14 protein-coding genes and 1 pseudogene are annotated in these 12,062 nt (G+C 63.0%); 5 read left to right on the top strand and 10 right to left on the bottom strand.

Translation table 11 applies throughout. The features are described 5' to 3' along the window. Positions 1 to 102: 102 nt before the first annotated feature. Positions 103 to 1,137, top strand: coding sequence for an IS110 family RNA-guided transposase (locus AXW67_RS02650; protein WP_063676386.1), 1,035 nt, complete (start codon positions 103 to 105; stop codon positions 1,135 to 1,137). A 333-nt stretch (positions 1,138 to 1,470) separates the two neighbouring features. Here AXW67_RS02650 and AXW67_RS02645 read toward each other — a convergent pair whose 3' ends face one another. The 4 genes from AXW67_RS02645 to thiD form a co-directional block, all read right to left on the bottom strand. Further along, the gene (locus tag AXW67_RS02645; protein ID WP_063676384.1) at positions 1,471 to 2,454 is read right to left on the bottom strand and encodes a threonine/serine dehydratase family protein; all 984 of its coding nucleotides are present in this window, start codon (positions 2,452 to 2,454) and stop codon (positions 1,471 to 1,473) included. Between the two features lie 65 nt (positions 2,455 to 2,519). Further along, complete coding sequence (locus AXW67_RS02640) at positions 2,520 to 3,563, bottom strand: glycosyltransferase family 4 protein (protein ID WP_063676382.1); 1,044 nt, start codon at positions 3,561 to 3,563, stop codon at positions 2,520 to 2,522. Further along, a complete protein-coding gene (locus AXW67_RS02635; RefSeq protein ID WP_063676380.1) occupies positions 3,563 to 4,375 on the bottom strand; it encodes a UDP-2,3-diacylglucosamine diphosphatase in 813 nt (270 codons plus the stop codon). Before AXW67_RS02635 ends, AXW67_RS02640 begins: the two co-directional genes overlap by 1 nt. A gap of 229 nt (positions 4,376 to 4,604) precedes the next feature. Continuing rightward, entirely contained in the window at positions 4,605 to 5,405 is an 801-nt protein-coding gene (gene thiD / locus AXW67_RS02630) for a bifunctional hydroxymethylpyrimidine kinase/phosphomethylpyrimidine kinase (RefSeq protein WP_063676379.1), read from the bottom strand. Positions 5,406 to 5,660: 255 nt separating this feature from the next. Here thiD and AXW67_RS02625 point away from each other — a divergent pair, with 255 nt between their 5' ends. Further along, positions 5,661 to 5,906, top strand: a complete 246-nt coding sequence (locus AXW67_RS02625) for an Lrp/AsnC ligand binding domain-containing protein (protein WP_027556262.1) — start codon at positions 5,661 to 5,663, stop codon at positions 5,904 to 5,906. Between the two features lie 11 nt (positions 5,907 to 5,917). On the opposite strand, the gene AXW67_RS02620 is transcribed toward AXW67_RS02625, so the two are convergent. Continuing rightward, positions 5,918 to 6,847 (bottom strand): cytochrome c, encoded by a 930-nt coding sequence (locus AXW67_RS02620; RefSeq protein WP_063676395.1) that lies wholly within the window; start codon positions 6,845 to 6,847, stop codon positions 5,918 to 5,920. A 154-nt stretch (positions 6,848 to 7,001) separates the two neighbouring features. Between AXW67_RS02620 and AXW67_RS02615 the strand changes: the two genes are divergently transcribed. Continuing rightward, positions 7,002 to 7,418, top strand: coding sequence for a CHRD domain-containing protein (locus AXW67_RS02615; protein ID WP_063676394.1), 417 nt, complete (start codon positions 7,002 to 7,004; stop codon positions 7,416 to 7,418). Positions 7,419 to 7,531: 113 nt separating this feature from the next. Here AXW67_RS02615 and AXW67_RS44955 read toward each other — a convergent pair whose 3' ends face one another. Next, a complete protein-coding gene (locus tag AXW67_RS44955; RefSeq protein ID WP_430648695.1) occupies positions 7,532 to 7,765 on the bottom strand; it encodes a hypothetical protein in 234 nt (77 codons plus the stop codon). Between the two features lie 30 nt (positions 7,766 to 7,795). Next, positions 7,796 to 7,858 (bottom strand): annotated as a pseudogene (locus AXW67_RS44950) (hypothetical protein); the annotation flags it as partial. Here AXW67_RS44950 and AXW67_RS44945 point away from each other — a divergent pair. Further along, entirely contained in the window at positions 7,832 to 8,146 is a 315-nt protein-coding gene (locus AXW67_RS44945; protein ID WP_430648696.1) for a hypothetical protein, read from the top strand. The pseudogene AXW67_RS44950 and the gene AXW67_RS44945 sit on opposite strands and share 27 nt — an antisense overlap. Here the strand turns inward: AXW67_RS44945 and AXW67_RS43675 are convergent. Further along, positions 8,143 to 9,102: a winged helix-turn-helix domain-containing protein gene (locus tag AXW67_RS43675; RefSeq protein WP_245315384.1), complete on the bottom strand. Its 960-nt coding sequence runs from the start codon at positions 9,100 to 9,102 to the stop codon at positions 8,143 to 8,145. The two genes, AXW67_RS44945 and AXW67_RS43675, sit on opposite strands and share 4 nt — an antisense overlap. Before the next feature lie 168 nt (positions 9,103 to 9,270). Here AXW67_RS43675 and AXW67_RS02605 point away from each other — a divergent pair, with 168 nt between their 5' ends. Further along, the gene (locus tag AXW67_RS02605; RefSeq protein WP_063676377.1) at positions 9,271 to 9,522 is read left to right on the top strand and encodes a DUF1127 domain-containing protein; all 252 of its coding nucleotides are present in this window, start codon (positions 9,271 to 9,273) and stop codon (positions 9,520 to 9,522) included. A gap of 317 nt (positions 9,523 to 9,839) precedes the next feature. Here AXW67_RS02605 and AXW67_RS02600 read toward each other — a convergent pair whose 3' ends face one another. Continuing rightward, complete coding sequence (locus AXW67_RS02600; protein ID WP_063676375.1) at positions 9,840 to 11,123, bottom strand: cystathionine gamma-synthase family protein; 1,284 nt, start codon at positions 11,121 to 11,123, stop codon at positions 9,840 to 9,842. A 319-nt stretch (positions 11,124 to 11,442) separates the two neighbouring features. Continuing rightward, a complete protein-coding gene (locus AXW67_RS02595) occupies positions 11,443 to 11,841 on the bottom strand; it encodes a hypothetical protein (protein WP_063676373.1) in 399 nt (132 codons plus the stop codon). Positions 11,842 to 12,062 lie beyond the last annotated feature (221 nt).

Raw genomic sequence — 12,062 nt, 5'->3', positions numbered from 1 at the left:
GGCCCAGCTTGTGGATAGCTGAATATTTAAGGTGCTGCGCTTCAGGCTGATGGTGAAAACGAGGTCCGTGGTGACGGCCTCAAGCATCAGGAGAAGCGCAGCATGGACCATTTTGCCGGACTGGACGTATCGGTCAAGGAGACGAGTGTCTGCATTTTGGATGATACGGGCAAGATCTTGAAGGAAGTGAAGGTGGCGAGTGAGCCCCAAGCGCTTCTGAAGGTTCTGGGGAATCCCGCCTACCGCTTCAAGCGGATCGGACTGGAAGCCGGGCCGTTATCGCAATGGCTGTTCAGCGCTCTCGCCGAAGCCGAGTTACCAGTGATCTGTGTGGAGACTCGGCACATGCAGGCGGTGCTGAAGGCGCAGATCAACAAGACCGACCGCAATGACGCGCGCGGCATCGCTCAGATGATGCGGGTGGGAGTGTATCGCCCGGTGCATGTGAAGACGCTACGCAGCCAGAAACTGCGTATGCTGCTAACCCATCGCAAGCTATTGCAGTCGAAGGCCATCGCCATCGAGAACGATCTGCGAGGGACTTTGCGTAACTTCGGCCTCAAGGTGGGCATAGTCGGAATGGTGAGGTTCGAGGCCCGCATCCAGGAGCTTGTCGAGACTATTCCCGACTTGGCGATCCTGGTGGAACCGCTGCTCGTCGTGCGGCGGGCGCTACGCGAACAGATCATCATCCTGCACCGCCGCTTGCTGGCCATCGTGCGCGACGACGAGGTGTGCCGGCGCCTGATGACGACCCCCGGTGTCGGCCCGGTGGTGGCGCTGACCTATCGCGCGACCGTCGATGTGCCAGCCCGATTCCGAAAATCCAAGTCGGTCGGGGCAGTGTTTGGGCTGACGAGCTCCAGATATCAATCAGGCGAGATCGATTGGAGCGGCAGGATATCGCGCTGCGGGGATGAGATGATGCGGGTGATGCTCTACGAAGCAGCGCAGAGCATGTTGCATTCGAAGAAATGGTCCTGGCTCAAGGCCTGGGCCATGCAGATCGCCAGGCGTCGCGGAATGAAGAAGGCGATCGTGGCCCTGGCCCGTCGGCTGGCCGTCATCATGCACCGCATATGGGTCGATGGCACCGAGTTCCGGTGGACCCGGGAGCCAACCGCGACAGCAGCATGAAAACCGTTCAGGATCAAAGCCGATAGGAGGAAACTCGAGATCCACCCAGCAGTGGAAAGATGTCCCTCGCGGGACGATGGATGAGGTGAGTTCGCATGTCCGCTTGAACCTGTCGTTCAAACTAACGACAAGGCCGCGCAAAAGATTGTTCTACTTCGTCCTCGAATCCCATGATGGAAGGGCCCTGGTGCCGATTCCGAAGAGAAGCGCGAGCCCGTGAGCGACATCGACACTGCAGTGGCGGATAGTCTGAAAGTGCTTGACCTCAAACGGCCGATTAGAGAAGCGGACATTGACCAAGATCGCTGTCACGCGATTTTATAAGCACACGCCCTAGGCAACGAGCTCGGCGAACAGGTCGGCATCGACATTGCCGCCCGACAGCACGATCACGACGTTCTTGCCGGCGACATCAAGACGGCCGGCCAATAGCGCGGCAAGGCCGATAGCGCCGCCCGGCTCGACCACGAGCTTCAGCTCGCGATAGGCAAACGCCACGGCCGCGCCGACCTCAGCGTCGGAGGCGGTGACGCCCCGCGCCAGCAGCTTGCTGTTGATCGCGAACGTCATCTCGCCGGGCATCAGCGCCATCAGCGCGTCGCAGATGGTGCGGCCCGCGGGCGGATGCGGCTCGCGATGACCGACGGCGAGCGAACGGGTGTGATCGTCGAACGCCTCGGGCTCGGCCACGACGATCTGGGCTTGCGGATAGCGCGCCTTCACGGCGGTCGCGACGCCCGCGATCAGGCCGCCGCCAGAGGCCGGCGCCACCACGATGTCGGGCATGATGCCGAGGCTCGCCATGTCTTCGGCGATCTCGCGGCCAGCGGTGCCTTGGCCTGCGATCACGAAGGGATCGTCATAGGGCTTGACCAGCGTCGCGCCGCGCTTCTCGGCGATGCCGCGCGAGATCGCCTCGCGGTCGTCGCGGTCGCGGTCATACAACACGACCTCGGCGCCATAGGATTTGGTGCGCTCGCGCTTGGACAGCGGCGCATCCGCCGGCATCACGATGGTCGCTTGCATGTCGAGGATCTTCGCCGCCGCCGCCACGCCCTGGGCGTGGTTGCCGGAGGAGAACGCGACGACACCGCCGGAACGCTTGTCCGGCGGGATCGAGAACACCTTGTTGAAGGCGCCGCGGAACTTGAAGGAGCCGGTGCGCTGGAGCATCTCCGGCTTCAAAAAGACCTTTGCGCCGACGCGCTCGTTGAGCACGGGAAAGGACAACAGCGGGGTGCGGATGGCGAAGGGCGCGATCACGCGCGCTGCGGCATCGATGTCGGCAGGGCCGACCGGGAGGGGCTGTTCCGTCATGGGGTAATTTGTATCGCGCCTGATCAGGTGCGGGCAAGACACCTCCGCGCGAGGGTCTGCGGCCGTCAGGCGACGAAGCGCGGCTGCTCCACCCCGTTCCGGCCCGGCAGCACCGCGCCGACCGCCCGGATGCTGTCGACGAAGGCCCTCGCCGAGGCCTCCCAGGTGTAATTGGCGGCAAATTCGACGCAGGCCTGCCGGGAGATGTCGAGCGCCGCAAGGCAGGCGCTGCGCAAATCGTGATCCAGCGCGCCGACCGGCGCGTCGCCGATCACGTCGCGGGGGCCCTTCACCGGGAAGGCCGCAACCGGCAGCCCGCTCGCCAGCGCCTCCAGGAGGACCAGGCCGAACGTGTCGGTCTTGCTGGGAAACACGAAGACGTCGGCCGCAGCGTAGATTTCCGCCAGAGCCTCGCCGTGCTTCTCCCCCAGGAAGATCGCCTCAGGATAGGCCTCCTCGAGGGACGCCCGCGCCGGGCCGTCGCCGACGATCACCTTGGTGCCGGGCAGGTCGAGGTCGAGGAAGGCCTCGAGATTCTTTTCCACCGCGACACGGCCGACCGAAAGGAACACCGGTGCCGGCAGGCAGAGGTCGATGGCGCGCGGATGGAACAGATGGGTGTCGACGCCGCGCGGCCACAGCACGACATTGTCGAAGCCGCGCTCGCTGAGCTCGCGGGCGAGCGCCGGGGTCGCCGCCATCACCGCGCTGCTCGCGCTGTGGAAGCGGCGCAGCGCGCGCCAGATCAGGGAGCCCGGAACCGGCACCCTGGCGCGGACATATTCGGGAAAGCGGGTGTGGAAGCTGGTCGTGAACGGCAGCTTGCGCTGGCGGCAATAGCGGCGGACCATCAGGCCGATCGGCCCTTCCGTCGCGATATGGATGCTGTCGGGGCGCGCCTCCTCGATCAGCTTGGCGATCCGCGCCGGGCGGGGCATTGCCAAGCGTACGTCGCGGTAGCTCGGCATCGCAAAGGTCCGGAACGATTGCGGCGTGAGGAACGCGAACTCGACGTCGAGCGCCTTGGCCGCGTCAGCGAGCTTGGTCAGCGTCCGAACCACACCGTTGACTTGCGGGTGCCAGGCGTCGGTCGCGACCAGGATGCGCATTACGCAGCTCTTGCAGCGACCTGTGGGACAGGCGCCGCCTTTCGCAACTGATCCGCCCAGGTGATGATCTCGAAATGGCCGTCGTCGTGCTCGACGAGCGCCGTGCAGCTCTCCACCCAGTCACCGCAGTTCATGTAGCGGATGCCGGCCTCGTCGCGGATCACGGCATAGTGGATGTGGCCGCAAATCACGCCGTCGGCCTCGTGGCGCCGCGCCTCGGCGGCGAGCGCCTGCTCGAACGCGCCGATATAGTTGACGGCGTTCTTGACCTTCTGCTTCGCCCATTGCGACAGCGACCAGTAGGGCACGCCGAACATGCGGCGGAAGAAGTTGACGAAGCGATTCATCTGGATCGCGAAGTCGTAGGCCTTGTCGCCGAGATGGGCGAGCCAGCGCGCGTTCTGCACCACGAGGTCGAAGATGTCGCCATGGATGACGAGATAGCGCTTGCCGTCCACCCCGGTGTGGACGGTGTTTTCGACGACGTCGATGCCGCCGAAATGCGTGCCGTAATAGTTGCGCAGGAACTCGTCGTGATTGCCGGGGATGTAGATGATCTTGGCGCCCTTGCGCGCCTTGCGCAACAGCTTCTGGACGAGGTCGTTATGCGATTGCGGCCAGTGCCAGCTCGATTTCAGCGCCCAGCCGTCGACGATGTCACCGACGAGGTAGATGGTATCGGCGTCATGGTAGCGCAGGAAGTCCAGCAGAAGATCGGCTTGCGAGCCGCGGGCTCCGAGATGGACGTCGGAGATGAACAACGTGCGAAAGCGCCGCTCCGGGCTCTCGTCACTCACATCGTAACTTCCCATGCGCCAGCCTGTAACAATGTCCCGTGACAGGGGGATGACCAATTTAACCTGTGAGGCACCCTCAGATACGAATCAAACCTTGCCTCGCCCTGTCAGCCGGATATCAGCCGCATGCGACAATCAGGCGACATGGCGCCGCAGAGGCGTCCGCAAAACCCCGGGAACCCCTAGGTTTGTTGGTTAACGCCGGCGGGTCGCCGCGCGGATCCGGCCGCAATCGCGGCCGAGGTCAGTAGAATCTGTGGAAATGATGGATCGGCCCGTGGCCATGGCCGACGCTGAAGCGGTCGGCGGCTGCGATCGCCGCGCTGATCCAGGTCTTGGCGTTGCGCACCGCGTCCTCGAGCCCCTCGCCCTTGGCGAGACCCGCCGCCACGGCAGAGGATAGCGAGCAGCCGGTGCCATGGGTGTTTTTGGTGGCAACGCGGGGGGCGGCCAGCGCGATCGTTTTATCCGAATCGACGAGATAGTCGGTGCTCTCGGCGCCCTCGCTGTGGCCGCCCTTGATCAGGACGGAGCGGCAGCCGAGCGCCAGAAGGCGCCTGCCCTGGCCCTCGATGTCGGCCTCGCTCGAGGCGACCGGCTCGTCCAGGAGGGCCGCCGCCTCCGGCAAATTGGGGGTCAGCACAGAGGCGAGCGGTATCAGCTTCGTGCGCAGGGCTTCGACGGCCTCGGAAGCCAGCAGTCGGTCGCCGGAGGTTGCGACCATCACGGGATCGAGCACCACGTACCGGGGCGACCAGCGCGCGAGCGCGGCCGCGATCGCATCGATGCTCAAAGCCTGCGCCACCATGCCGATCTTCACCGCACCGACATCGAGATCGGAGAACACGGCATCGACCTGCGCGGTGACGAACTCGGCGGGCACGGCGTGAATGCCGGTGACGCCCCTGGTGTTCTGCGCCGTCAACGCCGTGATCGCGGAGGCGCCATAGACACCGAGCGCGGCGAAGGTCTTCAGGTCCGCCTGAATGCCGGCGCCGCCGCTCGAATCGGAGCCGGCAATGGTGAGCGCCACGGGCGTCGTCATGGTGCGATTTTCCGCATTTCGGGGACCATGATCCGTCCTAGCGCGCATATCCCGGGGCAGCAAGCAAGCTTGCGCCCGGGACAGCAAGCAAGCTTGCGCCGGAGGGCAGCAAGCAAGCTTGCGCCGGAGGGCAGCAAGCAAGCTTGCGCCGGAGGGCAGCAAGCAAGCTTGCGCCGGAGGGCAGCAAGTTCGCTTGCTAAATGGGGCCGGTTTTGGCCTATTAGCCGCCAGATCATGCCCTTCGGAGCAACCGCGATGGTTCCTTTTTTCGTCCAGATCAAATGCAAGCTCGGCCAGTCCTACACGGTCGCCAACGCGCTCGCAGAAGCCGAGATCGCCTCCGAGATCTATTCCACGGCCGGCGACTACGACCTGCTGGTGAAGTTCTACGTCGACAAGGACACCGACATCGGCCACTTCATCAACGAGAAGGTGCAGATCCTGCCGGGCATCCAGGACACGCACACCATCATCACCTTCAAGGCCTTCGGGAGCAGCTAGGGCTGGAAGCGCTAGCTGCCCTCTTTTTTCCGCTTCGGCGGCGTCGGTCCGTCGACCGGCGGCAGCGACTTGACGTAATCCGCCATCGCCGCAAGGTCCGCGTCCGACAATAGCGAGGTGTTCTTGATCACCCGCGTCATCGCGCCGCCGGCGCTGTCGCCGTCGGGCAGTTCGCCGGTCTTCAGGAAGTAGGCAATATCCTTCGCGCTCCAATCGCCAAGGCGCTTCTGGGTGATGTTGGGGACCCAGCCCTCCCCTTCCGGATTGGGTCCGCCAGCGAAGCGCTCTCCGCTGATGATACCGCCAAGAATATTGCGCGGGCTGTGACATTCCGCGCAGTGGCCAAAGCTGTTCACGAGATAGGCCCCGCGATTCCATTGCGCCGACTGCGCGGCCTCGGGCGCGAACGGCTTGCCGTCCATGAACAGGAGCTTCCATATGCCGACGTTGCGCCGGATGTCGAACGGGAAGCGCACGTCGTGATCGCGCACCTTGCCCGCGACGGGGGGAAGCGTTTTCAGATAGGCGAAGAGATCGAGCACGTCCTCGCGCCTGGCATGCTGATACGATGTGTACGGAAAGGCCGGAAAATAATGTTGTCCGGACGGCGAAACCCCCTTCATCACCGCGTTGACGAATTCAGCTTCTTGCCATCGTCCGATGCCATCGTTCGGATCGGGCGAGATATTGGGCGCGTAGAACGTTCCGAAGGGCGAGCGGATCGCGACGCCGCCGCCGAGCCGGGTGCGGTCGGGCTGGTTGGGCACGGCATGGCATGAGGCGCAGCCGCCGGCGTTGAACATCTCCTCGCCATTGGCAAGATTCGGCGTGTGGGCGGGTGCCGTGACGGCAAAGCCGACGGCCGGCGCGCTGAGCCACCAGTAGACGCCTGCCGCGGCAATCGTTGCGAGCAGCGCCACGGAAATTGTTCGTTGCAACATGCGGTCCATCCACTCGTGGCCAGCGAACCTATGGCCGATGTCGTTGCAACTCCAGCCACGAAGAATTTAGCCTGTCCCCGCTGGAAACGGGAATAAACTGAAACGTTGGCTGTTGGAAGTTTCGCAGGCCAACGAGGCCACCAGGGAGAATGTCATGAACAAGACCGTCATTGCCGTGTTAGCGCTGGGCACTGTTGCTTTTGCGGGTCCGGCCAGCGCCGAGAAGCTGAAAGCAACGCTCGACGGCAAGGCCGAGGTACCGGCCACGACCACCAGCGGCACCGGAACGGCCGATCTGGACTACGACGCCGCCAGCAAGAAGCTGTCCTGGAAGCTCACCTATTCGGGCCTCTCCGGCCCCGCCACGGCGGCGCATTTCCACGGGCCTGCCGAGTCCGGCAAGAACGCCGGCGTCGCGATCGCGATCCCGAACGCCACATCGAGCCCCGTCGAAGGCAGCGCGACGCTCACGGACGCGCAGGCCGCCGATCTGCTCGCCGGCAAGCTCTACGTCAACATCCACACCGCGGCCAATCCGGGCGGCGAGATCCGCGGTCAGGTGACGAAGTAAGTCTCACGGCTGCCTCGTCGGCGGAGGCCGGACGCAGGAGGGAGCGTCCGGCCTTTTCGAGTCTGGCGCATGCATCATACGTCATTGCAGGAAGATGAGCTCGCGGCTCGCCCTCATTCCGGCATGCCGGCGATCCGGAGCGCTTGCGCCAGCATTTCGGCCTCGTCCAGTCGACGCATGCGCGATGTGTACGCAGCGATGCGCTTGTTGGGAAATAGCTGCATCGCGTGAGCGCAGATCCGCTGCGCTTCCTCAACGCGGCCTGATGCGGCGTGACATGCCGCCAGAATGAACTGCGCGGGCGGAAAGATCGGGATCAGCCTGATGGCGGCCGCCGCGCAGGACAAGGCGTCCTCATTTCGGCCGGCGAGGAAATAAGCGTAAGCCAGCCCCGTCAGGGCGTTGCAGATCCCATGCGGATGGAGCGGGTTCAGACGCAATGCGATGCTGAACTGCTCGACTGCGGCGTCGCCGCGACCAAGCCAAAGCTGGCTCCATCCGCTCCAATGCCGTGCGATGACGAGGTTTGGGTCCAGCTTGATCGCTCTCGCGAGATGGGATTCGCCCTCCTCGACCTGACCGGCAAGCTGGGCGAGCGCGTGTCCTGCCGTTGCAAGAACCGATGGATCGTTCCCATCAAGTTCAATCGCCCGCCTCGCGAGTCGCTCGGCTTCACTGCGTTCGTGGGCTACATCGGTGGTCCAATCGAAGACTCTTCTCAGGACTAGCAACGGGCGCCGAGCGCGTATGCGCGCGCGAATTCAGGATCGAGTTCGCGGGCAATCTTTGCGAGCTCGATCGCCTCGATGCTTGCCTTCTCCGTGAAATTGAAGAAGGCGGCAAATGCCCGGAGATAATAGTCGTAGGCCTGAAGATTGTCGGTCGGCTTACGTCGGGCGCGCTCGATTTCGGCGCGCTCCAGTTGCGGGGAGATTGCGCCGATGACGCTGCTCGTCAGCCGATCCTGCAGGTCGAAAAGATCTCCTATTTCACTGTCAAACCGGTCTGCCCAGAGATGCGTCCCGGTTGTCGTATCTATCAACTGACCGGCGATTCGGAGGCGATTTCCGGCCTTGCGCACACTGCCTTCGAGCACGTAGCGAACGCCCAGCTCCTGGCCGATCTGTTTGACGTCGATTGCCTTCCCCTTGTAGGCCAGAGTCGAATGTCTCGCGATGACGAAAAGAGACTTCGAACGGGACAGTCCCAAAATGATGTCCTCGACCATGCCATCGGCAAAATAGTCCTGCTCCGGATCGGAGCACAAATTGGCGAACGGGAGGACCGCGATCGAGGGTTTGTCGGGAAGCGAGAGCGCGGGTTTCGGCGCCTCGGCTCCGCTGTCGGCAACTGCTTCCGTGTCCGCGGCGGCGAGCGTTTCGCGGACCTTGCCGACGAAGCGAAAGCCTCTGCGTGGCAGTGTCCTTACCAGCCGCTGCTCTTCGCCGGAATCGCCGATCGCGCATCGCACGCTGTTGAGGCGGGTCGTCAGCGCGGCATCGGACACGCTTCGCCCCTGCCAGATGGCATCGATGAGCTCGTCCTTGCCCACGACGCGCTCCCGGTTGCGGATCAGGTAATCGAGGAGGTCGAACACCTGCGGGGCAACGGAGACCAGATCCGTCCCGCGACGCAGCTCCCGCCGTTCCGCGTCGAATGCATACTCCTCAAAGAGATAGCGCAAGATGCGAATCCCTTGGGTGAGCCCCCCGGGCGACCGGGTGGGCGTTTCGGCCCGCTGGACACCGCAAGAATAAGCCGCCGATAGGGAAAATGTAAGCTGCCGGTTAAGCGCGCCCGCCGGTCTTCGGGCACCTTCGCCAGGTGGAAAACACCCACCGGAGGCACCGACATGACCATGATCCACGGCACAATTTGGCTGGAACGGAAATCGGTATCGACATGGCACGTCTCCAGCCTGATCCGGAAATACTGGGATGCCTTTCAGGCACATCGTGAGCGCCAGCGATTGCGCGGCACTTTGTCAGGCCTAAGTGACCAGGAGCTGATGGACATCGGCACCACGCGCGGCGAGATCGACTATGTTGCCTCGAACCGCGATATCGACCCGCGAGACATCGTGAGCCATTCGCGCGCAGCGTAAGCCCGCGCCGCACGACCTGCCAGATACCGGCACTTCACCGGCGAAGACCTCCGTGCTTTCCCGATTTCGCTTCGCTTCATCCACGCTTCGAGACTAGACTATAGATTGAAGCGCATGCGTCAGTCGACCGCAAGTTGTTCGGTCTCGTCGTCGTCGAGAATGAAGATGTGATTGCCGAATACGTAAAGCGAGCAGGCATCGACAGCGGCATCAAGATCCACCGCGTCACTTGTGTTCTGGATCCAGCACTGGCCGCCCCGAGATAGCCGCGCAAGGTGCGTTGCCGCCGTTTACTCGCTCGCCCCTTGGGGGCCGGCCTAAGCTCCGCTCAGCGCCTGCGCGAGGTCCGCGATCAAGTCAGACGGGTTTTCGATTCCGATCGATAGCCGGATCGTGGAATCGAGAACGCCGATCTTCCGGCGGATGTCGGCGGGAACGCCGGAATGGGTCATTGTCGCAGGCAGGCTGGCGAGCGATTCGGTGCCTCCGAGGCTCACCGCCAGCTTGAAGATCTGCAGCGCGTTGAGGAATTTCACCGCCGCCGGCTGGCCGCCGACGATGTCGAATGAGAACGTCGATCCGGCTCCGAGACATTGCCGTGCGAAGACGCGTCCGGCCACTGAAGCTTCCTCGTGATGACCGAGATAGTGGACCTTCGCCACCTTGGCGTGGTCGCGCAGGTAGTCCGCCACGAGGCGCGCATTCCCATCGGCCTTCTCCATGCGGATGCTCAAGGTCTCGAGGGAGCGGCTGATCATCCAGCAGGAGTGCGGATCCAATTGGGTGCCGATGGCGCCGCGCAGCGCCTTGATGTCCTTCATGATCGCCTTTGAGCCGAGCGCGGCACCGGCGATGAGATCGGAATGACCGCCGACATACTTGGTCAACGAGTACAATGAAAGATCCGCGCCGTGCTCGATCGGTCGCTGAAACACCGGCCCGAGCAAGGTATTGTCGCAGGCGATGATGGGCGTGTGTCCCTGCATCTTGCCGATCGCGTCGGCGACGCGGCGGATCATAGCGATATCGACCAGGCCATTGGTCGGATTGGCCGGAGTTTCGATGAGAATCATCGCAATCCGCCCCTTTTTCGCGCCCTCCTCTGCGGCCTGCTTCACCGCCGCTTCGTCAAGGCCGTCGGCAAAGCCGACCGCACTGATCGAGAAACGCGCAAGCGTGTTGGCAAGCAGGGTTTCGGTCCCGCCGTAAAGCGGCTGCGAGTGCAGAATGACGTCGCCCGGCCGGACGCAGGCGAGAATCGTCGTAGCGATCGCCGACATTCCTGACGAGAACAGCGCGCAGCTCTCGGCGCGCTCGTAGACCGAGAGCCTGTCCTCGACGATTTCGCTGTTGGGGTGATTGAAGCGCGAATAGACGAGACCGGCGCCCATCCCCTCCGGCGGCTCGCGCCGGCCGGAGACGAAATCGAAGAAATCCTGTCCGTCTTCGGCCGTCCTGAAGACGAAGGTCGAGGTCAGGAACACCGGCGGCTTGATGGCACCTTCCGACAGTTGCGGATCATAGCCATAGGTCAGCATCAGCGTTTCGGGATGCAGCATATGGTTGCCGATGTGGGTCTTCGACGGAAACGGTTTTACCATGGCCTGTCTCGCTGTTCGTGATCCAGATCCTCGCCGCGCGTTGGAACTCTGCGATGGTGGAGCATTCAGGAGTCGGATGCGCCGGCATCCGACGACTCGCATCAACGTCGCGGCAGCTTGAGTTGAAGATAGCTCATACGCGGCGCTCTGACAGCGATCCGTGAGGCCTGGCAGACAAATTCCTTTGATTGTTGTCCGGCGAAGCAATGTCCGCTTTGGCGGCGAAACCAGCATCGATGCGGGGCGAAGGAATGTCGACAAGGGGCCCGACAGCGGAAGTCGAAGTCTCGGGCTTCATGAACCTTTGGCGGGAAGACCATCAGCGAATTATTAGCGCTTCATCACAGACCGATTGATGCACCTTCGCTTCGATACTTTGAGCACGCTTCAGATCCATGTTGGTTAGCACCTCGAAGACCTTGGCGGCGCAGTCAAAGTGAAGCTCGAACAGGTTACTCTTGTTGAACGCTTCTCCATCGATGATGTAGGCGGCGGCGTAGTGGGCGGACTTCCTGCTTAAATCAATCGCGAATTTGGTGCCATCGTCGGCGCTCATCATCTGCCAATTCGGCTTTACGAGCTTGCCTCGCCAATCAACGTAGCCGTCGCGCCAGAGAAGTGGCGATGTCTCCGGTGTCATACGATCTGATGACTGAGCCCAGGTGTCCGATGGCAACATCGCTAGAACGAACATGAGGGCTTTGGTTCCGAACTTCATTGAGCGCGCTCGCCTGGCAATGTTACGTTCAGCAGTTCATCATTGGCCGCTGCCAAGTCGAACAGCCTATTGCGGCCGCTTTGGGTCATTTGCGTCGATCGGGCGCGCTTCGATGATCTCCGCTTTGTCCTTGGCAGCAGACGCTCAAACACGCGCCCGACCCAGGATCGGTAGCCGAGTAACCGAGACGCCTGCACGCGATCGTTCGAGTAAATCCCGCT

Source organism: Bradyrhizobium neotropicale, from assembly GCF_001641695.1.
In the GTDB taxonomy this organism is placed as follows: Bacteria; Pseudomonadota; Alphaproteobacteria; order Rhizobiales; family Xanthobacteraceae; genus Bradyrhizobium; species Bradyrhizobium neotropicale.
The sequence above is the reverse complement of the archived record's forward strand: the minus strand, read 5'-3'. Positions and strand labels throughout refer to the sequence as shown.